Source organism: Myxococcus xanthus, assembly GCF_013116825.1.
GTDB classification, from domain to species: Bacteria; Myxococcota; Myxococcia; order Myxococcales; family Myxococcaceae; genus Myxococcus; species Myxococcus xanthus_B.
In genome coordinates, this window is sequence record NZ_JABFNS010000059.1 from 1 (window position 1) to 18,193 (window position 18,193).

15 protein-coding genes and 2 tRNA genes are annotated in these 18,193 nt (G+C 69.7%); 11 read left to right on the plus strand and 6 right to left on the minus strand.

Going from position 1 to position 18,193, the window contains the following annotated elements:
- The first annotated feature begins 366 nt into the window (after positions 1-366).
- From HNV26_RS18595 to HNV26_RS18605, 3 genes are all read left to right on the plus strand, one after another.
- The gene (locus HNV26_RS18595; protein WP_171442745.1) at positions 367-885 is read left to right on the plus strand and encodes a YbhB/YbcL family Raf kinase inhibitor-like protein; all 519 of its coding nucleotides are present in this window, start codon (positions 367-369) and stop codon (positions 883-885) included.
- Positions 886-1,052: 167 nt separating this feature from the next.
- Positions 1,053-3,680: a GAF domain-containing protein gene (locus HNV26_RS18600; RefSeq protein WP_171442744.1), complete on the plus strand. Its 2,628-nt coding sequence runs from the start codon at positions 1,053-1,055 to the stop codon at positions 3,678-3,680.
- 52 nt (positions 3,681-3,732) lie between these two features.
- Positions 3,733-4,590 (plus strand): hypothetical protein, encoded by an 858-nt coding sequence (locus HNV26_RS18605; RefSeq protein ID WP_171442743.1) that lies wholly within the window; start codon positions 3,733-3,735, stop codon positions 4,588-4,590.
- 15 nt (positions 4,591-4,605) lie between these two features.
- Here HNV26_RS18605 and HNV26_RS18610 read toward each other — a convergent pair whose 3' ends face one another.
- Together HNV26_RS18610 and hemL are read right to left on the minus strand one after the other, a co-directional pair.
- Positions 4,606-6,609: a serine/threonine protein kinase gene (locus tag HNV26_RS18610; protein ID WP_171442742.1), complete on the minus strand. Its 2,004-nt coding sequence runs from the start codon at positions 6,607-6,609 to the stop codon at positions 4,606-4,608.
- A complete protein-coding gene (gene hemL / locus HNV26_RS18615; RefSeq protein ID WP_171442741.1) occupies positions 6,593-7,888 on the minus strand; it encodes a glutamate-1-semialdehyde 2,1-aminomutase in 1,296 nt (431 codons plus the stop codon). Before hemL ends, HNV26_RS18610 begins: the two co-directional genes overlap by 17 nt.
- A gap of 290 nt (positions 7,889-8,178) precedes the next feature.
- On the opposite strand from hemL, the gene HNV26_RS18620 reads away from it, so the two are divergent.
- The 4 genes from HNV26_RS18620 to rraA all read left to right on the plus strand — a co-directional run bounded on the left by HNV26_RS18620 (position 8,179) and on the right by rraA (position 11,831).
- The gene (locus HNV26_RS18620; RefSeq protein ID WP_253816765.1) at positions 8,179-9,165 is read left to right on the plus strand and encodes a hypothetical protein; all 987 of its coding nucleotides are present in this window, start codon (positions 8,179-8,181) and stop codon (positions 9,163-9,165) included.
- A gap of 263 nt (positions 9,166-9,428) precedes the next feature.
- On the plus strand, positions 9,429-10,247 hold the full coding sequence (locus tag HNV26_RS18625) for a hypothetical protein (protein ID WP_366816901.1): 819 nt from the start codon (positions 9,429-9,431) through the stop codon (positions 10,245-10,247).
- A gap of 93 nt (positions 10,248-10,340) precedes the next feature.
- Entirely contained in the window at positions 10,341-11,318 is a 978-nt protein-coding gene (locus tag HNV26_RS18630) for an aldo/keto reductase (RefSeq protein ID WP_171442739.1), read from the plus strand.
- A gap of 15 nt (positions 11,319-11,333) precedes the next feature.
- Positions 11,334-11,831, plus strand: a complete 498-nt coding sequence (gene rraA, locus HNV26_RS18635) for a ribonuclease E activity regulator RraA (protein ID WP_171442738.1) — start codon at positions 11,334-11,336, stop codon at positions 11,829-11,831.
- A 30-nt stretch (positions 11,832-11,861) separates the two neighbouring features.
- Here the strand turns inward: rraA and HNV26_RS18640 are convergent, their stop codons facing one another.
- Positions 11,862-12,824 carry a hypothetical protein gene (locus tag HNV26_RS18640; RefSeq protein ID WP_171442737.1) on the minus strand — a complete coding sequence of 321 codons (963 nt, stop codon included), beginning with the start codon at positions 12,822-12,824 and terminating at the stop codon, positions 11,862-11,864.
- 548 nt (positions 12,825-13,372) lie between these two features.
- Here HNV26_RS18640 and HNV26_RS18645 point away from each other — a divergent pair.
- Together HNV26_RS18645 and HNV26_RS18650 are read left to right on the plus strand one after the other, a co-directional pair.
- A complete protein-coding gene (locus HNV26_RS18645) occupies positions 13,373-14,218 on the plus strand; it encodes an AraC family transcriptional regulator (RefSeq protein WP_253816766.1) in 846 nt (281 codons plus the stop codon).
- Between the two features lie 88 nt (positions 14,219-14,306).
- Entirely contained in the window at positions 14,307-14,696 is a 390-nt protein-coding gene (locus HNV26_RS18650) for a VOC family protein (protein WP_171442735.1), read from the plus strand.
- 58 nt (positions 14,697-14,754) lie between these two features.
- Here the strand turns inward: HNV26_RS18650 and HNV26_RS18655 are convergent.
- The 3 genes from HNV26_RS18655 to HNV26_RS39015 all read right to left on the minus strand — a co-directional run bounded on the left by HNV26_RS18655 (position 14,755) and on the right by HNV26_RS39015 (position 15,168).
- Positions 14,755-14,828, minus strand: a tRNA-Leu gene (locus HNV26_RS18655).
- 37 nt (positions 14,829-14,865) lie between these two features.
- Positions 14,866-14,937 (minus strand) — tRNA-Gly (locus HNV26_RS18660).
- Positions 14,938-15,033: 96 nt separating this feature from the next.
- Positions 15,034-15,168, minus strand: a complete 135-nt coding sequence (locus HNV26_RS39015) for a hypothetical protein (RefSeq protein ID WP_301338487.1) — start codon at positions 15,166-15,168, stop codon at positions 15,034-15,036.
- 258 nt (positions 15,169-15,426) lie between these two features.
- On the opposite strand from HNV26_RS39015, the gene HNV26_RS18665 reads away from it, so the two are divergent.
- Both HNV26_RS18665 and mgtE read left to right on the plus strand, forming a co-directional pair.
- Positions 15,427-16,686, plus strand: coding sequence for a hypothetical protein (locus tag HNV26_RS18665; protein WP_253816768.1), 1,260 nt, complete (start codon positions 15,427-15,429; stop codon positions 16,684-16,686).
- A gap of 141 nt (positions 16,687-16,827) precedes the next feature.
- Positions 16,828-18,153 (plus strand): magnesium transporter, encoded by a 1,326-nt coding sequence (mgtE, locus tag HNV26_RS18670; RefSeq protein WP_171442733.1) that lies wholly within the window; start codon positions 16,828-16,830, stop codon positions 18,151-18,153.
- Positions 18,154-18,193 lie beyond the last annotated feature (40 nt).

Consider the following 18,193-nt stretch of genomic DNA (forward strand, 5'->3'; position numbering starts at 1 on the left):
CGCCCCACCCCCTCCACGCGGGGCGCCGCTTAACACCGAACACGCGGCACACGCAACCGCTACCATGGGTAGCGGCCCCCCGGCCCCCAGTGGCGATTGCCGCTTCGGCAAGCTCAGCTACCGCCGATCTGCCCCGCATGGAATCGAGGGCCTTTCCCGTGGGCTCGCCAGGGCCCGGGCTCGTCTCTGGGAGAGGCGCTGGGGTCCGGCGGCCCGAGCAGGCGCGTGGAGATGGGGGCGCCTGCCCCAACGCCCGGGAGGCCGGCCTCCGGGCGCCGGGCGGCCCGCTCCTCGGCGCCAGGGCGCCTGCGTCGCCAGCTTGCACCCGATACGCGTCAACCCACCGCGACACCTCTGGAGGACTCCATGCCGAAGCCGCTCGTGCTCACGTCCCCCCGCTTCAAGGACGGCGACCTCATCCCCATTGCCTACACCGGCGAGGGCGAGGACATCTCACCGCCGCTTCAATGGACGAACATGCCCGCCGGGACGAAGAGCCTGGCCCTCATCGTGGAGGATCCAGACGCGCCAGACCCGCGCAATCCCCAGATGACCTTCTCCCACTGGGTTGTCTACAACATCCCACCTTCAGCCCAGGGCCTGCCGGAAGGCGCCACGCCGGACGTCCTCCCGGAGGGCGCCCGCCAGGGTCAGAACGACTTCCGCCGCCAGAACTACGGGGGCCCCATGCCGCCCGTGGGCATGCACCGGTACTACTTCCGCCTGTTCGCCCTGGACACGGTGCTGCCGGACCTGGGCCGCGCCACGCGCACACAGCTCCGGGAGGCCATGGAAGGCCACATCGTGGGGCAGGCGGAGCTCATCGGCCTGTACACCAAGGTCCACCACCGCGGCGCGGAGTCCCCCGGGGCCACTCCCGCCTGATTCGGCGCGGGCGACAGCTCCCCTGAGGACATGGGCTCGGCTGCCCTGCGCGGCCGGGCCCGTTCTAAGTACAAGCCGCAGGGCTGGCACCGGGATGTGGGCTGGTGGGCGAAGCGGCGGGTCAGCAATTTCGCACGGACTGGCAGCGGTGGAAGAGTCAGGCTGCCGTGAAAACCGCCGCCGAAATCGGGGCAGCCTACGGCCCCTTCGATGCGATGTCCGTGGGAGTCTGCGTCGTCCGTGACGGCCGCTTCGTCTATGTGAACGAAGCGCTGGTGACGATGTCGGGCCACCCGCGCGAGGGCGTGCTGGGTGAGCCCGCCACGCTCCTCGTCTCGGCGGCCAGCGCGGCGGAGCTGGCGTCCCGCCACGCCCGTCGCAAGCGCGGCGAGCCCGTCCCCACCACGTACGAGACGATGCTGCGCACCACCGAAGGGGAGCGGCGGGTGGAGCTGACCGTCATCCCCAGCGGCACGGAGTGGGTGGTGCTGGTGCGCGACGTGTCGGCGAGGGCCCGGCGCCGCAGCGTGCTCCAGCGGCTGGCCGAGCTGGGCGCGAACCTGCCCTCCCTGCGCACCGAGGGCGAGGTGCTGCGCAGGATGTTCTCCAGCGTGGAGGAGCTGGGACTTGGCTGCGCGTGGCTTTCGCCAGACCGGCTGGGGGTCCGGCTGGGACAGACGTTCGTGCCGCCCGGCATGGTGCCCACGGAAGCGGCGGCGCTGAGTGGCCGCTGGGTACGGGATGTGGTGGGCCAGTGGCCTCCCCTGCTGAAGCGCGCCTGGCGCGACGGCGCGGCCTATACAGACGAGCTGCCCCAGGAGGCCGAGCGCTTCCTCCGAGGCGCCCGGGGCGTGCTGGTTCGCCAGGGCATCCAGCGCGCCGGACAGACGCGTGCCATCGCGGTGCGCATCGACGTGGAGGGCCAGCCCCGGGCCATGCTCGTGCTGGTGGCGGACTGGCTGCGCGAGGAGGAGCTTCCACCCGTGCGGCTCTTCGGCGCGCAGGTGTCCGCGGCGCTGGACGCGGCGCTCACCATCTCCCGCCTGTCCGCGCAGAACACGGCGCTGGCGGCGCTCAACCGCCTGGCCTCGGTGACGGCCTCCGCGCCGCACCCACAGGCCCTGTTCGCTCCGGGGACCGACGAAATCGCCGGGCTCCTGGGTTGCGACGCGGTGGCGGTGCTCCTGCCAGCGGACGACGGCGAAGTGGAGCTCGCGTACTCGAGCGGCCTGGACACCGAAGGCTCGGAGGGCTTCACGCGGCGCTGGCGAGATGGAGACCTGTGCCTCCAGGCGCAACGAGATGGCATCCCGCTGGAGCGCGAGGTGGAGTCCTGTCCGGACGACCTGGGCGAGGAACTGCGCCGGCAGGGCTTCCGCACCGTGGTCGTCGTCCCCCTGCGGGTGCGCTCGCGGGGCGTGGGCACCCTGTCCGCCCTCTTCCGGGAGCGGCGGCCCCTGACACCGCTCGAACGGGAGACGTTGCAGGCCATGGGCAGCCACTTCGCGGCGGCCATCGAATCCCACCGGCTGCTGCATGAGCTTCGTGGCCGCGCCGAGGACCTGGCGCTGCTGCACGAGGTGGCCAAGGCGCTGGCGGCCACTCTGGAATTGGACAAGCTCCTGCACATTGGCGCCACCAGCCTGGCGCGCATCGTGGACACGTCGGATGCATACGTGTTCCTGCCGGATACCTCGGGGGAACGGCTCCAGCTTCGCGCGATGACAGGAGGCTCACCGGAGCTTCAAGGGCCCGCCCTGCCACTCCTCCCGGCCGATGCGTCCCTCGCGTCGGTGGCGTTCCACACGCGCGAGGTGGTGATGGTGGAGGACGCCCGCTCCGACCTGCGCGTCAACGAGGAGGTGCGGCGCCTGCCCGGTGCTCGAGCATTCCTGGTGCTCCCCCTGGTGGTCCACGAGCGCCCCATGGGCGTGATGATGGCGGTGGAGACCCGGCGGCCGAGGCGCTTCACGCCCGCGGAGGTGGAGCGAGCCAGCGCCATCGCCAACCAACTGGCGCTGGCCCGCGAGGGCGCGCGGCTGGTGGAGGACCTTCAAGCCAGCTACGTGGAGCTGGCCCGGACCCAGGCACAGTTGGTGCGCCGCGAACGGCTGGCCGCGCTGGGCGAGCTGTCCGCCGTGGTCGCCCATGAAGTGCGCAATCCACTGGGTGCCATCTTCAACTCGGTGGCGTCCATCCGCCGCATCGTCGGGCCGGACAGCGCGGCGGTGCCGCTGCTGGACATCGTCGGGGAGGAGTCGGACCGGCTCAACCGCATCGTCGCGGACCTGCTCACCTTCGCGCGGCCGCCCGCGCCGCATCCCTATGCCGTGCCGCTGTCCCCCCTGGTGGAGGACGCGGTGCGAGGCGCGCTGGCGGAGGCCCCGGGCCAGGTGCGCGTGGAGCTGGACCTGGCGGACGATGTCCCCTCGGTGACCGTGGACGAGCGGATGATGCGCCAGGCCTTCCTCAACCTCGCCATCAACGCCGTGCAGGCCATGCCTCAGGGCGGCATGCTGCGCGCGAGTGTCCGGCGCGCGACGGGGACTCCCGAGGTCGAAGTGCAGTTCGTGGACAGCGGGCCGGGCATCCCCCCCGACGTGCGGGCGCGCATCTTCGAGCCCTTCTTCACCACCAAGGCCAAGGGCACCGGGTTGGGGCTGGCGGTGGTGAAGCGCATCATCGAGTCGCACCAGGGCCGGGTCGCGCTGGAATCCCAGTTAGGCCAGGGCACCACCTTCCGGCTCTATCTCCCGCTGGACACCTCCGCCGCGGCAGTGAACGAAGGCTGGTAACACACTTGAAGCTCACGCGTCCGGGGCGCAAACCCCTTCGCGAGGAGCAGAAATGCACCGCCATGCCGCCGTCCTGGGAGTCCTTCTCTGCCTGAGCACCTTCACCGTCCAGGCCCAGGCGCCCACGGCTCCGGACGAGCCCCGGGTGCAGCTGAAGTTCGTGGGAGAGCTGGGCTTCCTGGACGTGCTGGCGCACAGCATCCGCCAGGGCAGTGACGGCACGCTGTTCCGCTACACGGACGACGGCGGGCAGGACAACCTCTACAACTTCATGCGGCTGTCGGCGGAGTTGACGTTGAAGAGCCGGCACTCGGTGGTGTTCCTCTACCAGCCGCTGGCCATCGACACGCAGGTGGTGCTCAAGCGGGACGTGCGCATCGACGCGCTGGACTTCCCCGCGGGCACTCCACTGGACGTGAGCTACAGCTTCCCCTTCTACCGGGCCAGCTATCTGTATGACCTGCTGTCCGGTCCGGACCGCGAACTGTCCGTGGGCGTGTCGCTCCAACTGCGCAACGCGAACTACGTCTTCACCTCCGCGGACGGAGCGCTGCGACGGACCGCGCGGGACGTGGGGCCGGTGCCGCTGCTGAAGGTGCGCGGACGGTGGGGACTGGGCGGTGGCTGGTGGCTGGGCTTCGAGGCGGACGGCAGCTACGCGCCCACGGCCATCATCAACGGCGACAGTGACTCCAACACCACGGGCGCGCTGCTGGACGCGTCCCTGCGCGGCGGCGTGCGCATCACCGACAACGTGGATGCGTTCCTCAACCTGCGCTACCTGGGCGGCGGCGCGCGAGGCACGTCGGACGACAACGAAGACGAGTTTGGCGACGGCTTCACCAGCAATTGGATTGATACCGCCACCATCAGCCTGGGCTTCAGCTACCGGCTGCCCTGGGGAAACTGACGCCCGCGGATGGCTTCAGGCCAGCGCCCAAGCCAGCGCGAGCCCCAAGGCACACGCGCCCGCGCAGAGCCCCGCGACGAGCCAGGGACGACCGCCGCGAAGCCACGTGCCAGAGTCCTCCTCGGGCTCTGGCATGGGCAGCGCGTCATCCCCCGTGATGGCGCGCACCAACTCCAGACGCCGGGCTTCCACCGCCGCCGCATCCACCGCTTGGGAGATGTCCACGCCGAAGCCCACCTGTGTCTCACGGGTGGCTCGGCGCAACTGCGCGGCCTGGGGCGGCAAGGACTGGAGCGCCCTGGCGGGATTCACCTCCGTCACGGTGACATCCTCGGACGCGGCGGCACGGGCGCCCTGGCTTCGGATGGCCTCCGCCCGTTCGAGCGCGACCATCAGCTTCGCCGCATCGACGGCTTCGGTGGCCGCCGCGTCTCCGCCCAGATTGGCTCCGGCGTTCGCGGCCCCAGGGCCCACCTCGGACTTCGACGCCACGCCAGCGGCCGCCGCCATCCGGGCACGTTCGGGCTGAACGACCGTCGGCTCCTCATCCGCACCGAGTGGCGCGCTCGCGGCCGGGCCTCGCGATGGATGGACGACGGTGGCCTCCCCCTCCACATCGAGGTGTGCCCGTTCGCGGCCGGGGAGGCCCCGTCGCGCTCGCGAGGCTCCGCCCTCCACCACGGTCGCCTCGTCCTCCGTCCCGTACAGCGCGGTGACGCGAGGTGCATTCTCAACGCGGGGCGACTCCGGCGCCTTTCCAGGAGTCCCTCGCACCGTGACTTCAAGTTCGTCCGCGTCAGCATGCGCGGCGGGCGCGGCCTTCGCTGGCGTGCCTCGCCCGGATGCATCCGGCGCGGCTGGGACATTCGCATCAGACTGATGGGCGGACGGCGGCGCCTTCGAAGGCTCCGCGTCACCACGCTCGGCCGGGACGTAGTCCTCGGGCGCGTCGATGCCTTCGTGCTCGAACGCGAGCGCGGTGGGCGGAGCGAGCACGGCGGCCAACGCGGGCTCGGTGAGCGCGCGGGAGCGCGGCTCCCGCAGCAGTTCGCGGAGCACGAGCTCCTCCGCCTTCTTCTCGCGGGGGAACGCGGCGGCGATGAGGCGCGCGACATCCGCATCCCCCACGTTGGGCGCCAGCTTCGCCTTCATCCGCTCCAGCTCCGCGCCCATGGCGGCCGCGTCCGGGAAGCGATGGTCGGGCTCGGAGGCCAGCGCGCGCATCAGGAACGCATCCACGCTGGTAGGCACGCCCTGCCGGACGCTCCCCGCTGGCTCCCACTGGGGGTATGCCGCGCGCCGCCACCGCTCCACCGGGTCGCCCCGCTGCGCCAGGGGCTTCCACGCGAACAGCTCCCACAGCAGCGCGCCCACCGCGTAGACGTCCGCGCGCCGGTCCACGAAGCGCTTCCGCGCCTGCTCCGGTGCCATGTACGTCAGGTTGCCAATCACCACCCGGGGCGCCGTCTGCTGCTCCTTCAGCGTGGACTGCGCCGCGCCGAAGTCGATGATTTTCACCTCGCCCGCGTAGCTGATGCACACGTTCGCGGGAGACAAATCCCGGTGGACCAGGTGCAGCGGATTGCCGAACTCGTCCGTCGCGTCGTGCGCGTAGGCCAGGCCCTCACAGAGCCGCTGCCCCAGGTGGAGCATGATGCCCAGCGGCAGCGTCCGCCCGAGCTGCCGCAACCGGTACGTCAGCCGGCTGAGCGTCTTGCCCTGCACGTACTCCATGGACAGGTAGAGCTGCCCTTCCACCTCGCCCATGGCGTACACGCGCGCGATGTTCGGATGGTGCAGCCGCACCACGACGCGGGCTTCATCTCGGAAGCGTCCGGCGAACTGCGGGCTCGCCATGAGCTGCGGGAGGACCTTCTTCACCACACAGGCACGACGAGGCGCCTCCTCACGCGCGAGGAACACCTCTCCCATCCCCCCGGCGCCGATGCGGCGCACGAGGGTATAGGGACCGAAGCGAACGGGCCCCTCGAGGGGCGCGGGCTCAACCGGTCTTGCCAAGCGAACGGAAGGCCTTTCTCGCCGCCGCGAGGACGTGCGCGACTTCCGGCTCGCCGATGGCCAGCGACACGAACGCCGCCTCGAACTGGCTGGGCGGCAGGTAGACGCCCTCGTTCAGCATGGCGTGGAAGAACTTCCCGAAGCGCGCCGTGTCCGCCTTCTTCGCGCTGGCGTAGTCGTAGACGGGCTCACCGGTGAAGAACACCGTGAGCATGCTGCCCACGCGGTTGACGGTGACGGGCACGTCCGCGGCCTTCGCCTCGGCGAGCAGGCCGACCTCCAACATGCGGCTGACCTCCTCCAGCCGCGCGTAGGTGCCGGGGGCCGCCAGGGCCTTGAGGCACGCCAGGCCCGCCGCCACCGCCACCGGGTTCCCCGACAGCGTGCCGGACTGGTACACCGGGCCCGCGGGAGCCACCTTCTCCATGATGTCGCGGCGGCCACCATACGCGCCCATCGGCATGCCGCCGCCAATCACCTTGGCCATGGTGGTGAGGTCCGGCTTGAGGCCGTACAGCTCCTGCGCGCCGCCGCGCGACAGCCGGAAGCCCGTCATGACCTCGTCCAGCACCAGGAGCACGCCGTGCTTCTGGCAGAGCGCCTGCAGCCCTTCGAGGTAGCCCGGCTTCGGCACCAGCACGCCCATGTTGCCCACCACCGGCTCGATGATGGCGCAAGCGATGTCCTGGCCACTCTCCGCGAAGATGCGCTCCACGGCGGCCAGGTCGTTGAAGGGCGCGGTGAGCGTGAGCTTCGCCAGCGCCGACGGCACGCCCGGAGAGTCCGGCAGGCCCAGCGTCTCCACGCCGCTGCCCGCCTTCACCAGGAACGGGTCTCCCGCGCCGTGGAAGCAGCCTTCGAACTTGAGGATGTGCTCGCGGCCGGTGAAGCCCCGCGCGACGCGGATGGCCGCCACCGTGGCCTCGGTGCCACTGGAGACCAGGCGCACCATCTCCACCGCGGGCATGGTGGCGCAGATGAGCTCCGCGAACTCCACCTCATCCGCATGCGGCGCGCCATAGGACGAGCCCCGGCGCGCGGCGTCGATGATGGCGTCCAAGATGGGCGGATACGCGTGGCCCAGGATGAGCGGTCCCCAGCTCCCCACGAGGTCGACGTAGCGGTTGCCGTCCACATCCGTGAGCCAGGCACCTGAGCCTTCACGGAAGAAGACAGGGTCGCCGCCAACGCCTCGGAAGGCGCGCACCGGGGAATTCACTCCGCCGGGGATGCGAGCCTGCGCGCGAGCGAAGAGAGCCTGACTGTGAGCGTGGTTCATGGCTCGTTCCATAACATGCGGCACGAGGCAGTCTGTGTCCCCGCACGCCCGCTCCCATGCCCCCCGCTTCTTCGTGCCGTCGTCGACACATTATGGACAGTCTCAAGCTGTGCGGAAGAAACCGTCTTTCTTGTAAATCTGACTAAATTGGGTGGTTTCAGCGACGCATCGTCCGGGGCTCGACACGCGCCATGCCCGCCTCCCCTCCCCACAGCCAGCCCCTTCGCACACGAGTCCGAGGCTGGGCCCGCGCGCTCTGGCCGTTCCTCGTGTGTGGCGTCCCTCCCGCCATGGCCGCCAAGCCGCCCCTCCAACGTCTTCCACGCCTCACCTGCCGCGCGGGCTATTTGGACTTCGAACAACTTCACGGACTACCGACGGTGCGAGCCGCCATCCAGCAGGCCCTGGCGCAGAACGACCCCGCCGCCCTCACCTTCCTCACCGAACGGATTCCGGAAGTCCTGGGTGAAGACGGCCAGGCCGCGCTTCTGGTGCTCGACTGGGCTGACACCGCACCGACGCCTGAAGCCTCCGTGCTGCTGGCGGGCCTGCGTGAAGCCTCCGCGGTGAGGGATGCACGGGTGGCCGAGCGGCTCCTCTCGATGGCGGAGCAGCACGCATCCATCGACCACCGCGCTCAGGCGCTCCAAGCACTGGAGACCCAGGCGCGCTTCGGCGCCCCTGCGCAGGACCGGCTGATGGCGTTGGCCAGGAGAAGCACGGCCCCGCAGGGCGTGTCCCTGCTCGCGGTGAGAACCCTGGGCAGGGTGATGAAGAACGACTTCCAGGCAGGAGGCTCGGAGGAGCCCTACCTCACGCGACTCCTGACACTGGCGCGGGAGTCCGAGAACCGCCACATCCGCGCCCTGGCGGTGGAGCTGGCTGCATCCTTGTCCGTGCGCCTGGATGCGCGGGCCGTGGAGCAACTGGCCTGGGTGCTCGACAATGACGCAGACGCCAACGTCCGGGAGCTGGCGGCCCTGGCGTTGTCCGATGGCCGCGACACGCGCGCGGTGCTGAATCACTTCAGCGCCGCGTTTCGTGGAGAGCAGCGCCTGTGCGTGCGCTGGGCGCTCCTGCGATACGCGCTCCGGGCCGGTGGCGCCGAGGCCCTTCCCCAAGTGCGGGACTACGCGAGGCAGGACCGCCGATTCGCACGAGACGTCGCCGACTTCCAGGCGCTCTACGACGCGGGACACGAGGACTTCGACCGGCTGTGGCTGAACAAGCGCGTGTATCACCGCTGCCCTGAGGACGTGGAGGACCTGACGCCATGAGGAATCCGCGTGGAAGGCTCGGCTGGGTCCTCCTCGCCGGGGCGTTGGGCGCAGCCGTGGTGGGCACACGCCTCTGGCGTGCTCCTGAAAGGAACACCGAGCCTGTCCTCAATGGCTCGACGCCGCAGGCTGCTGACGCCGGACATTCGACGCTCCCGCCCCTGCCCGCCCATGCGCAGCCACTGAAGGAAGTGCCGTGTGAGTTCACCGCACTCCTCGCGGAGTATCGCCAAGGCCACGCTTCACCAGCGTATCGGCGTTACGTGCGAGAACAACTCCGCGGGCTCGTGGAGTCACTGTCCGAGGACGTGCATTGGCAGCAACTCAGCGACGAGCAGGACGCTGACGTGCTGGCCTTGCTCTCCGACACCTGGGTGCTGCGCTACGCGCTGGAGGGACAGTCCCGCATCCTGGAGCGGCTGGTGGACCGCGTAAGTGAGTCACCTGACGCGCGCCTGCGTGCCGTGTTGATTCGTTCACTGCAACAGACGGGTGAGCCCTCCACCCAACTGTTGGGCATCCAGGTCCTCAAGGGCCGAGACGTCTACCGCGACTGGGTGACGGACGCAGCGCCCGAGGTCCGCGCGGCCGCGGTGGATAACTTCCGGGAGGAAGCCGCTCGCAACGCCGGCCGCTACCGCGTGGTGGCGGAGCGAGCGGTGTCGCTGGCCACCGTCGCGGAAGACCCGGCCACGGCAGCGGGACTCCTGGGCGCGTCTTCCATCGAAGCGGTGAGAGGACCGTCCGTGGCACAGGTCCGAACATTGCTCCAGTCAGCGAAGCCCCCCGTCGTGCGCGCCGCGGCTGCACGGGCCCTGGCGACCTCGCCCGTGGCAGAGCTCTCCGCGAGCCTCGACGCACTCGCCGCCCGCTACAGCGTCGAATCCGAGGCGAGCGTGCGCGAGGCGCTGCTGGAATCCATCTCCCGGCTGGGCCTGAGCCGCGCCCTGCCCGTCCTTAAGCGGCTCCGTGACACGCACGCCGCGGCTCGAGACGAAGTGAGTCCCTGGATTGCACTGCTCGCGGAGCATCCCCAGCGGTGGGAAATGCTCGATACCGCACGGCGACACTCTCACCGGTGAACGGGGCATTTTGACCTGCACCCTGCTCCGGGACGCATTAGCTACGGCGACCACGGCCCGCGAGCCTACCACTCACCGAGGGAGCGACAGGCAATGCCCCAGACGAAGCTCGAAGCACGCAAGGCACTCGGAACCACCGGCCTTCAGGTATCCCCCCTGTGCCTGGGAGGAAACGTCTTCGGTTGGACTGCCGATGAGGCGACCTCGTTCGCGGTGCTCGATGCCTTCGCCGACAACGGCGGCAACTTCATCGACACGGCGGACGTCTATTCGAGCTGGGTTCCCGGCAACCGCGGCGGCGAGTCGGAGACGCTCATCGGCAAGTGGATGAAGTCGCGCGGCGCCCGGGAGCGCGTCGTCATCGCCACCAAGGTGGGCTCGCAGACGGAGCTGGGGAAGGGCCTGGGCCGCGAGCACATCCAGCGCAGCGTGGAGGCCTCGCTGCGCCGGTTGCAGGTGGACGTCATCGACCTCTACTACGCGCACTACGAGGACCTGAGCACGCCAGTGGAGGAGACGATGGCGGCCTTCGACGCGCTGGTGCGCACCGGCAAGGTCCGCGCGCTGGGCACCAGCAACCACTCCCCGCGGCGACTCACCGAGTCGCTGGAGGTGTCCCGCCGCAACAACCTCGCCCGATACGCGGTGCTTCAACCACACTACAACCTCGTCGCGCGCAAGGACTTCGAGTCTTCGCTCCGGAGCATCTGTGAACGGGAAGGGCTCGTGGTGGCGCCCTACTTCGCGTTGGCCTCGGGCTTCCTGACGGGCAAGTACCGCAAGGACCAGCCACCTCCGAAGTCTGCCCGCGCCGAAGGTGTGCTGAAGCAGTATGGAAACGCGCGCGGCTGGGCGGTGATTGATGCCCTGGACGCCGTGACGCGCCGGCATCCGGGAGCGAACTTCGCCCAGGTCGCGCTCGCGTGGCTCGCGGCTCAGCCCACCATCGTCGCGCCCATCGCGAGCGCGACGTCCGCCAGCCAGACGCAGGAGCTGCTGGGCGCGTTCACGTTGCAACTGACGGAGGAGGACCTCCGAGCCCTGGACGTTGCGTCGTCCCGCGAGGCCTGAGAAGGCTCGAAGCCCATGAGCACGTTCACCGACTTCAAGACGGCCGACCTCTGCGATGCCCACGCGGGCACGCCGCGATTCCAGATTGCCGAGCCGGGGTTCCAGGACTACGGCGGCGTCCGGACCTTCGCGGGTCCCATCAGCACGGTGCGGGCGCCCGAGGACAACTCCCTCGTGCGCAAGGCCTTGGAGGAGCCCGGCCAGGGCCGGGTGCTGGTGGTGGACGGCGGAGGCAGCCGCCGCTGCGCGCTCCTGGGAGACCAGCTCGCGTTGCTCGCCCAACAGAATGGCTGGGCGGGCGTGGTGGTGAATGGCTGCATCCGAGACGCCGAGGACGTGGGCCGCATGCGCATCGGCGTCAAGGCGCTGGGCACCCACCCGCTCAAGAGCCTCAAGCGCAACGAAGGACAACGTGACGTGGAGGTCCGCTTCGCCGGAGTCACCTTCCGCCCCGGCCACTACGTCTATGCGGACCTGGACGGCATCGTCACCTCCGAGTCGCCCCTGGGCTGACGCCAGGGGCCCCGGGCGGCAGTGCCGGCACTACCCGCGTCGCCACCACTTCCGCCGCGCGGCCCTCACGTCGGACCAGTCCACAAGGCAGTCGTGCACGTTCTCCTGGCCGCGCTGGGCGTCCGGCATGTCCCCTGACTCCACGCGCGAAATCAGCTCCGGAAGCCGCTCGTAGAACGTGGGTGAGCGGTACTGGGGATGCAATGTCCACAGGCCCGGCGCCACGCCCAGGAAGTCCAGCCGCCACAAGCCGCGACGCTTGAGCCTCCGGGTGACCAGGTTCTCCGGCTCGCGGTACGGCGGATTGCCCGCGCGCAAGGCACGCAGCACGTGAATGGGCGGCGCCAGCTTCGCCTGCAGCGGGCCCACCCGGCGCACCAGTGCATCGCGGTCCACGAAGAAGGCCCGGCTACTGAAGCGCCGGAAACGGAACGTGTGGGCGCCCTGTGCATCGGGCTCGTACCAGCGACGGTCTCCCGCAATCGTCCCGTCCGCGCGCGGCGGGCCCGACAAGGGACTGCAGCTCACCAACTCCTCGCGTGACGCGAGCTGCGCGGCCGCCTCCGCCATCCAGGCGCGCGACGCTCCGCCGATGAGCATGTCCGCATCCAGGTGCATCACGTGCGGGTGCTTCGCCGCCGCGAGCCCGAAGAAATAGGAATGGAAGGGCCCGCCGCGCGAGTCCTTCATGGGCAGCCGGGAGCCTCCAAAGAACTGCTCGGAGAGTGCCTTCGTGACGGCGGGGGAGTAGTCCACCTCCACCAGCCGGATGCGCGGATCCGCCGAGGACAGCTCCGACAGCAGCGCATCCATCTTCGGCTTTCGCTCCAGCCACGCACCCGCGAAGCGGCTGCCCTGGCTGCGGTGCAGGTCCAGCACGAGCAGCACCTCCTGCACGGAGGGCCCGAGCTGGCGCAGTTGATGCGGAAGGATGAGGCGCGCGTGCGGATAGTCCGTGGGCGCGAGGTTGATTTGCAGGGTGACCGGGCTCACGGAGTGTCCAGCAAGAGGGAAATCGCGTCATCCATGACGGAGCGGTCCCCACTTGCCATACCCACAGTGCACCAGACAACTGGCTGCGAGAGCGCCCCAGCTGCGGGGCGCGGTGTCAGAAGGAAGCGATGCCGTCGAACAGGTCTTCCGGCTCGGAATCAGTGGGGAGGGGAGTCATGGGCGTCACCTCGGGAATGAGCGCTCCGACAGGGAATCGAACCCTGTTCACACGGTAGACGGCCGTGCTGCGATTCCAATCGCATCCCGGAGCAGTGGGGTTGACCCGGAAAAGAAAGAGGCCGGGCTCCCTCGGGAGCCCGGCCTCTGGCCTGCCATGCCCTGTCCTTCGACGGGCACGGTGGGTCAGAACCCAGGCGGGAGACCTCGACGGGAGGTCGCCCCCCGCTTGGAATCACGAGCGGTGGCCCGGCCAGCGAGTGCGAGCGCGTCGATGCCGATGACAGTATCGTTCAGGGTGTCGGGATTCATCGGGCTCGTCAGGTTCGCCGTCTTCATGGCCACCGCTCCTTTCATGGGAAATGGACGCAATGGCCGCACAGGGCCTGACAGGCTGCGCACGGGCTGAAGACAGGGACGCGATGGCGGAGGACGCGCAGCAGCAGGGCTACAGTCAATGGGCACCGCCTATCGAGATGGCGGACGCGGTGGACGCGTTCTGGCAGTTCTGGGTGCCACGAAAGCCCCACGGCATCCCCCTCCCCCGGCAGCACCGGGTCCTTCCGGATGGCTGCACCGACCTCATCTTCGGATTCCAACATGCCCCAGGCCCGGTGTGGCTGACCGCACCCCGGCTGGCCGTCGTCGGCCCCATGAAGCGCTTCGTCCTCGTAGACCTCGAGCCCGGCGGGGTGAGCCTGGGCGTCAGGCTCCGTCCTGGCTGGGCGCAGGCCCTCCTGGGTGTCAGTCCGCGTGAACTCTGCGGACTCAACGTCTCCGCCCAGGACTGCTCGCCCGCCCTCACACAGCTTCAGCGGCGGATGGAAGACTGCGCCTCGCCCGCCCGGGCCATGGCCCTGCTCCAGCGCACCATCGCCCGACGCTGGGCTTCGTTCCGGAGCATGGCGAAGCCGCGCGCCGTCCAGGCCCTGGGGCACCTCCAAGCCGCATCGGGACAGGTGCGCATGGCCGCGCTCGCTCGCGAACTGGGCGTGAGTGAGCGCACCCTGCACCGGGACATCCTGGACGAAGCCGGCGTACCGCCGAAGCTGCTCGCGCGCGTGCTGCGCTTTCAGCGGGCGGTGTCCCTGCTGCGCTCCCGTGAGGGCACGGACCTGTGTGACGTCGCGCTCGAATGCGGCTACGCGGACCAGGCGCATCTGTCACGAGACGTGCGGGAACTGGCCGGCGTGTCGCCCACCGCACTCCTGGGCTGAGCGCTGTCCGATTCCTTCAAGACAGACCCGCGCCATCCGTGTGACGACGCACTCCCACAGACGTCCCACTGCCCCACAGGAGTCCGCCATGAAGCTCGGCTACATCATCCTCTACGTACCGGACGTGAGCGGCGCCATCGCCTTCTACGAGAAGGCCTTCGGACTGGCGCGCCGCTTCATCCATGAGAGCGGCGGCTACGCGGAGATGGAGACAGGCACCACCGCGCTGGCCTTCGTCGAGGAAGGCGCTGCGAAGGAGCACGGCTTCACCGTGCGTCATCTGCGTCCGAAGGAGGAGGCCGCGGCCATTGAACTGGCGCTCGTCACCCCCGACGTGGCCGCCGCGTACACGCGCGCCGTGGCGGCGGGCGCCGAGGCCACGCAACCGCCCAAGCTGAAGCCCTGGGGGCAGACGGTAGCCTACGTGAGAGACCTCAACGGCGTCCTGGTGGAGCTCTGCACCCCGATGGGAGGGTAGTGGCCGCACACCCCAAGCGCGCTCTTGTCCAAGCTGAGCGACGTCCCGGAAACAAACTTGCCGCGAGCGGGATTCGAACCCGCACGTTCTGCATTCTGAGTGCAGCGCCTCTACCAATTGGGCTACCGCGGCGTTCTTCGATGACGGCAACCCGGGTGGGCTGCCGGAAAGCGGTCGACGGGATTCGAACCCGTGTTCACCTGGATGGCGACCAGGGGCCTGACCACTCGGCCACGACCGCATGTGCTGCCACGACCCGGACAAGAAAGAGGCCGGGTTCCCTCGGGGAGCCCGGCCTCTGGCCTGCCATGCCACGTCGATGGACGGGCGTAAGGCGTCAGAGTCCGGGCCATCTACCGCCAATGGGTAGACCGGGCAGCACGGGAGCGGGCAGCAGGGCGACGGGCGCGCCGATGACAGTGTCGTTCAAGGTGTCGGGATTCACCGGGCTCGTCAGGTTCGTCGTCTGCATGTCACCGCTCCTTTCTGTGAAAAATGACGCGCTGGAAGCGCGGGGCCTGACACCGCGCCACGCCTGTCACCGGCCCGGCCCGCGGATGGGGTATGAAGGCCCTGGAGCCTGCGCCGCCTCCCCCAGGCCGAGGTCACCCGGGCGGCGCCCCCCTCGATGAAGACCGTTCCCTGCCTGCTCGCATGGTCCGCGATGCTGTCCCTGTCCGGGTGTGCGGACACCGGCGATGAATGCGGCCTCGTCCCGCTGCCAGGAGGCATGGGACAGACCCCGCCCCTGCTGTCGCTGGAGGTCCCCGCGGAGCTCCAAGTCCAGCCGAGCCTGAACTTCACCTGTGAGGGCCCTGACACCTCCCAGGTCCCCGACAGCATCACGGCGGAGGTGTTCGACCCGAACAACCACGCCGTGGCCGCGGAGGCGTCCCTCACCGGCAATGGTCAGGCGGCCACCGTCCGCTTCACGCCGACGACCACCGGACGCCACCACGTCCGCGTCGCCTTCGCCCCCGTGGGCAGCCTCCAGCAGTTCGGCGCCTACGTGTCCCGCGCGTGGACCGGAGGAGCGTCGACAGTGCTGCCGCTGCCCCGCTGCACGCAACTGGACCGCACCACGCATGGCACCTGGCTGTGTGACGGCGTGGCGGTGCACGCGTCGAACGGAACCCAGACGCCACTCGGCGGCGTCTCCGGCATGCCCGACGTGGCCGTCGCGGGTGATGTCGTCTGGGTCGTGGGCGAGGACCGGGTGCGCCGCTTCGTCGACACCGGCTCGGAGCTCGAGCTCACCGGTTCGCTCCTGCTCAACCAGCGCGACACCGTGAAGGTCATCCAGAATCGGCTCGCCACCACGGATGAGCTGTGGGTGCTCGACTCGGAGCGACTGCACCGCTTCGCCTTCACCTCAGAAGGTGTCGTCATCGGTGCCCCCCCCACGCCGTGGGGACGGGTCAACCAGCTGCCCTTCGGCGTCGACATGGTGCTGGGCCTGCTCGTGCGTCTGGGCCCCGACACGGTCAGCGTCGTCCAGGTGACGCAGGAACCCGACAGCCGCGCGTGCACGTTCCGGTTGGGCCCGAGCGGGGCCTTCGTCGCCTCGGAGGCGCCGTGTCAGCGCCTGCCGGGCGTGCCAGCGGGCATCGAGGATGGCGCGGTGTGGACTCGCGTGGACACCCTGCTCCTGCCGCAGCCAGGACAGACGCTGTACCGGTGGGCCGCGGTGGATGGCGCGCTGACCGAACGAGGCACCCTGGTCGTGGACGCGCCGCTCGAGTTGGTGAGCGCGCCCCTCCGCCCTGGCTTCGCCATCCCCTTCCTCCAGTGGAGGCAGTCAGGCGTCGGCTCCGCAGTCCCCGTACCGCCCGAGCCACAGGGCCCGCTGGGACTGGAGCTGCTGCCGGGCAACGCGGACCTGTCTCCCGGACTGCGAACCCTCTCTCCGCGCTTCTATTGGGAGGCCGGCGGCGGGCAGGGCCTCGGTGGGACGCGGGTGTACGCACGGCGTGCGTCTTCGTTGAAATAACGAGACGGTTGGGGCACACACGGAAGGAAAGCGCGAAATGTCGCCTGCCTGCCTCTCGCGATACCTGGCCTTCCGGGTGTAGAGAGGCCCGCGCGCCGCGGCACCACGCGCTCCACCCTACACGCCCGGAGGTGAGCCCCCATGATGGAAAGCCCCCAGAGCGCCGCGCTCTCCATGGAGGAACTGCACGAGGCGTGGCCCGTGCTCTCCGTTGATGAGCGGCTGGAGGGCTTCCGGTTGCTTCCCGCTTCGGTGGCGGACGACTTCTTCCTGGCGTTGTCGGCGCGTGAGCAGGCGGAGCTCATCCTCCACCTTCAGCCGGCAGAGCGACGGACCTGGGTCCGGCTGCTGCCCCCGGACGACCTGGCCGACCTGGTACAGGCGGTGGAGCCCGAGCAGGCGGAGTCCATCCTCTCGCAGCTCGACGACGCCAGCCGCCGCGAAGTCAACGTGCTCCTGGCCTACGCGGAGGACGACGCCGGCGGCCTGATGAATCCGCGCTTCGCCCGCGTGCGGCCGGACATGTCCATCGACGAGGCCATCAGCTACCTGCGCAAGCAGGCGCGGGAGCGGGTGGAGACCGTCTACTACGCCTATGTGCTCGATGCCGAACAGCACCTGCTGGGCGTGCTGTCCCTGCGTCAGCTCTTCCAGACGGCCAGCGACAAGCGCGTGGCGGACGTCATGCAGCGCGACGTCATCACCGTGTCGGAAGACACCGACCAGGAGGCCGTGAGCCGGCTGTTCACCGAGCACGGCTTCATGGCCCTGCCGGTGCTCGACGCCCAGCAGCGGATGAAGGGCATCGTCACGGTGGACGACATCGTCGACGTCGTCCAGGAAGAGGCCACCGAGGACATCCAGAAGGCCGGCGGTATGGAGGCCCTGGAGGCGCCCTACTTCGAGACCGGCTTCTTCGGCATGTTGAAGAAGCGCATCGGCTGGCTGCTGGTGCTCTTCCTGGGGCAGATGCTCACCGCCACCGCGATGAGCAGCTTCGAGGACGAAATCGCCACCGCCGTGGTGCTGAGCCTCTTCGTGCCGCTCATCATCTCCTCGGGCGGCAACTCCGGCAGTCAGGCCTCCACGCTCATCATCCGCTCGCTCGCGCTGGGGGAGATGCGGCTGAGGGACTGGTGGCGCGTGGCTCGCCGCGAGCTGCTCTCCGGACTGGTGCTGGGCGTGGTGCTGGGGGTGGTGGGCCTGGCGCGCATCCTCATCTGGAACTCCATCTCCGGCGTCTACGGGGAGCACGCCTTGGTGCTGGGCATCACCGTCGCACTGTCCGTGCTGGGCGTGGTGACGTTCGGCACCCTGGCCGGCTCCATGCTGCCCCTGGTGCTGCGAAAGTTCGGCTTCGACCCCGCGAGCGCCTCCGCGCCCTTCGTGGCCACGCTGGTGGACGTTAGCGGCGTCCTCATCTACTTCACCGTCGCCAGCCTCCTGCTGCGCGGTACGCTGCTCTGAAGCGCCGGGGCCCGTGAGGCCGCGGCTTCGCGGGAGACAC

Bases quoted from the DNA above. Each gene is read 5' to 3' on its own strand.
- HNV26_RS18595 (WP_171442745.1), top strand. From the start codon at position 367: ATGCCGAAGCCGCTCGTGCTCACGTCCCCCCGCTTCAAGGACGGCGAC.
- HNV26_RS18605 (WP_171442743.1), top strand. From the start codon at position 3,733: ATGCACCGCCATGCCGCCGTCCTGGGAGTCCTTCTCTGCCTGAGCACC.
- hemL (WP_171442741.1), bottom strand. From the start codon at position 7,888: ATGAACCACGCTCACAGTCAGGCTCTCTTCGCTCGCGCGCAGGCTCGC.
- HNV26_RS18620 (WP_253816765.1), top strand. From the start codon at position 8,179: ATGGCCGCCAAGCCGCCCCTCCAACGTCTTCCACGCCTCACCTGCCGC.
- HNV26_RS18630 (WP_171442739.1), top strand. From the start codon at position 10,341: ATGCCCCAGACGAAGCTCGAAGCACGCAAGGCACTCGGAACCACCGGC.
- rraA (WP_171442738.1), top strand. From the start codon at position 11,334: ATGAGCACGTTCACCGACTTCAAGACGGCCGACCTCTGCGATGCCCAC.
- HNV26_RS18645 (WP_253816766.1), top strand. From the start codon at position 13,373: ATGGCCGCACAGGGCCTGACAGGCTGCGCACGGGCTGAAGACAGGGAC.
- HNV26_RS18650 (WP_171442735.1), top strand. From the start codon at position 14,307: ATGAAGCTCGGCTACATCATCCTCTACGTACCGGACGTGAGCGGCGCC.
- HNV26_RS39015 (WP_301338487.1), bottom strand. From the start codon at position 15,168: ATGCAGACGACGAACCTGACGAGCCCGGTGAATCCCGACACCTTGAAC.
- HNV26_RS18665 (WP_253816768.1), top strand. From the start codon at position 15,427: ATGGGACAGACCCCGCCCCTGCTGTCGCTGGAGGTCCCCGCGGAGCTC.
- mgtE (WP_171442733.1), top strand. From the start codon at position 16,828: ATGATGGAAAGCCCCCAGAGCGCCGCGCTCTCCATGGAGGAACTGCAC.